This window comes from Neisseria sp. P0022.S010, assembly GCF_051956635.1.
On the sequence record NZ_JBQCXF010000325.1, the window covers coordinates 1 to 3,367 of the forward strand.

General features: G+C 50.6%; 5 protein-coding genes. All 5 read right to left on the reverse strand.

Annotated elements, in window-relative coordinates:
* Positions 1–123: 123 nt before the first annotated feature.
* Positions 124–702 carry a sigma-70 family RNA polymerase sigma factor gene (locus tag ACTHUT_RS16120; protein WP_250599350.1) on the reverse strand — a complete coding sequence of 193 codons (579 nt, stop codon included), beginning with the start codon at positions 700–702 and terminating at the stop codon, positions 124–126.
* Positions 703–844: 142 nt separating this feature from the next.
* On the reverse strand, positions 845–1,531 hold the full coding sequence (locus ACTHUT_RS16125) for an HvfC family RiPP maturation protein (protein WP_250591051.1): 687 nt from the start codon (positions 1,529–1,531) through the stop codon (positions 845–847).
* Positions 1,521–2,363, reverse strand: coding sequence for an HvfB family MNIO-type RiPP peptide maturase (locus ACTHUT_RS16130; protein WP_308111961.1), 843 nt, complete (start codon positions 2,361–2,363; stop codon positions 1,521–1,523). Before ACTHUT_RS16130 ends, ACTHUT_RS16125 begins: the two co-directional genes overlap by 11 nt.
* Positions 2,364–2,449: 86 nt before the next feature.
* Positions 2,450–2,767: an HvfA family oxazolone/thioamide-modified RiPP metallophore gene (locus ACTHUT_RS16135; RefSeq protein WP_003686668.1), complete on the reverse strand. Its 318-nt coding sequence runs from the start codon at positions 2,765–2,767 to the stop codon at positions 2,450–2,452.
* Positions 2,768–2,850: 83 nt separating this feature from the next.
* Positions 2,851–3,300 carry an HvfX family Cu-binding RiPP maturation protein gene (locus ACTHUT_RS16140; protein WP_070631969.1) on the reverse strand — a complete coding sequence of 150 codons (450 nt, stop codon included), beginning with the start codon at positions 3,298–3,300 and terminating at the stop codon, positions 2,851–2,853.
* Positions 3,301–3,367: the final 67 nt, after the last annotated feature.

The window sequence follows — 3,367 nt, forward strand, 5'->3', positions numbered from 1 at the left end:
ACGGGGACAGAGCGACAGGTGCACGGCAAGGGCAATGCGGTTAAAAAGACTGAGACGCACTTGGTCTTTCTGTTTGGAAATCAGATCGGTTATTTTGCGGCATTTTTTCATGGCGTTTTCCTGTCAGGCATGGGAGAACCATTTGATTTGCAGACACTGGCGCAAGGTTTCGCGCGCGCGGTGCATAATAGTGTGGTAGTTGGCATGGCTGATGCCGCATTGTTCACGGATTTCATCGCTTGAAAAGCCGAGAATCTCTTTCATGGTGAACACGCGGGCGGTATTTTCCGGCAGATGGTAGAGGCAGGTCTGTAAAACTTGATAGAACTCTTTATTGTTCAAACTGGCTTCGGGCGAGTTCCAACCCTGAGGCTGTCCTTCGTCCGTCCAATGCCCGTCGGAGGCAAAATGTCCTTCAAAGGCTTCATCCAAAGCTTCTTCGTCGCGCGTGACGAAAACTTGGCGTTGCCGCCCGATTTGGCGCAAACAGTCGGTGATTTTGTTTTTTAAGATTGCAAACAGCCAGCTGCTCACTTGGGCGCCGCCTTTGAAACCCTCGGCCGCACGGTAGGCGGAAAGCATGGTTTCCTGTACGAGGTCTTCCGCCAAATCGGGGCGGTCGGGCAGCTGGATATGGGCAAAGCGCAACAGCAGTTTGCGGGATTCGACAAGCTCGGCATCGGTCAGTTCGGGTAGGGCCATAATGTATCAGTATGAAATGAATGATCAATATGTTTCTGATTTTACGCTGATACGGAAAGAGCATGCGATTGAATCTATAAACGATTTCAGTAGTTTTTTTGTTTCGCCAAAACCGACTGTACCCGTTTCAGACGGCCTTGATTTATGCCGCAACCAAAATGCCCTGTTCCCGCCAATCCGTCCATTTTTGCCTTAATGCGTCCTGCCAAGCATTTTCAGACGGCATGAACTCTGCCAGCATGGTTTGCAGACCGTTTAGGGAAGTGGGCGTTTCTGCCAGCGTTTCCAGCAATAATGCACCGAATCCATCAAGCGTTTGATACATCACGTCGTCTTCCTTATCGCGCCACACCAAAACAGCAGTTTCCGCCTCCTGCAATTCGTCCGTTACATCATACTGATAACGGCGCACAAAGGCGGCGGGAGAAAGGGTGTAAGCTAAATCGTCTGAATCGGCGTGGGTTGTTTGGCTATCGGTTTGTGCGGTTTCGGCGAGCAGCTGGGTGTGTTCAAAGTCCATCAATGCCAAGAGGTCGTCTGAAAGCGGCAGGCTTTGGCAATATTGGAGGAACTCGCCGGGGATTTCTTGAAAATAGGGCGTTTGGGCGCGCACGTCGCGGACGAAACCTTCTTTCAGACGACCCCATTCTTCGCTGTCAAAGTATTGCAGCGTTTCGGTATAACAGCGGTCGATAAAGCTGTGAATATTGTTGCGTATCAGGCGGATATAGACGTTCAAGCGCTCTTGCGGCAGTCCGTCTGCGGCTTTGCCTTCGCGTATGGCTTGGGCAAAGCGGTGTTGGTATTGGGCGGAGGTTTCAGGCTGCACGGCGGTATTCCTTTCCGGCACGCATTTGATAGTCGGCGATTTTGGCGACTTCGGCTTCGAGTTCGGCAAAAGGCGGAAAATTGAAATCGCGTTCTAACAGAGTGGGCGGAATCGTCGGCAACTTGGCATAGGCCAGTTCGAGCAAGTCCCAAACGGTCGGCAAAACTGCCGCGCCATGGGTATCAATCAATAATTCGGGCGTTTCGACATCGTGTCCGGCGATGTGGATGTAACACACGCGCTCTGCGTCAACGTTTTCCAAAAAGGCTTCGGGCGACAACAGTCCATGGTTAACGGCGTTGACGTAGATATTATTCACATCGAGATGAATGCCGCAGTCGGCTTCGCGGGCAACAGCGTTGAGAAACTCGACTTCGTTCATTTTGGCAAGCGGGGAATGCAGGTAGTAGGAAGTGTTTTCTACGGCAATGCGGCAGCCCAACCGGTCTTGAACTTCACGGATACGCCGCGCGGTATGTTGCACCATTTCTTCAGTGAAAGGCAGCGGCAACAAATCGTAAAGATGACCGCCATCGTGGCAATAGCTCAAATGGTCGGAGAAAAACGTGCAGTCATAACGGCGCATCATTTCTTTGATGCCGTCTATCAAGTCGGTATCCAGCGGGGCTTGTCCGCCCAATGACATGGATAATCCGTGCAATGCCAGCGGCAGCCGCTCTGCCACGCGGTCAAACTGTTTGCGCGCCCTGCCGCCCATTTTCAGCCAATTTTCGGGGGCGGCTTCGATAAAGCGTATCGGGCTGTCGTCTGAAAGCGAGAGGAAGTCTTCCGCCAAGTCGCGGCGGTAGCCCAAGCCTGCATGTTGAATCATGGTGATGTCCTGTTATGGTGCCGTATGAACGACAAAGTCGCATTTTCGTTTATAAAATGCGACTTTGTTAAAGGTATATTGCAGGATTATTTAGAACCGCATTTACCTTCGCCGCATTTGCCTTCTACTACTTTGGCAGCTTTGGCTTTAGATGCTTTGCCTTTTTTAGCGTGAGTTTTTTCCACGGTTGAACCGCATTTGCCTTCGCCACATTTGCCTTCGCTTGCTTTAGAAACAGCGCTTGCACCGCATGAACCTTCACCGGCTTTAACCGCACCGCAAGAGCCTTGAGCAGATTTTTGAACACCTGCTTTGCTGCTTAACGGTTTATCAGCGGCAACAACACCGGCAGCCAGAGACAGGGACAATGCACCGGCCAGAGCAGCAGCTACATTTTTTTTCATTTTAACTTCCTTTTAAAAATATGGGTTTAAATAAATCAAGGGATAATATCGGGCATTTAAAGTCGGCCCGCGACCGTGAATCATTAAAGAAAATGCTTGATGCGGCAACAGCGTTTCTTCAGCAGGGCATCCAAAGACAGACCGCCTGCGCCCTGCAATAGGACAGGAAATAAAACCACCAAATAAATCAGTGCCATTTTATAACCGTTGTCGCACACATTGTACCCCAAGCCGGCATGTACCGCAGACCATGCGACAGCCGTTACGACCATCAATCCCAGCGCGGACAGCCGCGTTGCCAAGCCGACGATGAGCAGCGCAGGCAAAACCAGTTCCGCCCACATGGCCAAATTCCAGTTGACCGTATCCGGCAACAAATTGAATGGAAAGGGAAATTGACTGTTGATATCTGCAAACCAGTTTTCCCCGTTCCATTTTTCCAGGCCGGACTCAAGAAATTCATACGCGGCAAAAAGTCTGAGCGTCAACAAGCCGAAAGCAGCCTGCCAAGAGGGGTTGGATGAGGTGTTCATTTATTTTCCTTATTGATGTGTGTTGAATAGGATGGGACGAAAAATCAATCGGCACCATCCCATATTT

Bases quoted from the DNA above. Each gene is read 5' to 3' on its own strand.
- ACTHUT_RS16120 (WP_250599350.1), bottom strand. From the start codon at position 702: ATGGCCCTACCCGAACTGACCGATGCCGAGCTTGTCGAATCCCGCAAA.
- ACTHUT_RS16140 (WP_070631969.1), bottom strand. From the start codon at position 3,300: ATGAACACCTCATCCAACCCCTCTTGGCAGGCTGCTTTCGGCTTGTTG.
- ACTHUT_RS16130 (WP_308111961.1), bottom strand. From the start codon at position 2,363: ATGATTCAACATGCAGGCTTGGGCTACCGCCGCGACTTGGCGGAAGAC.
- ACTHUT_RS16135 (WP_003686668.1), bottom strand. From the start codon at position 2,767: ATGAAAAAAAATGTAGCTGCTGCTCTGGCCGGTGCATTGTCCCTGTCT.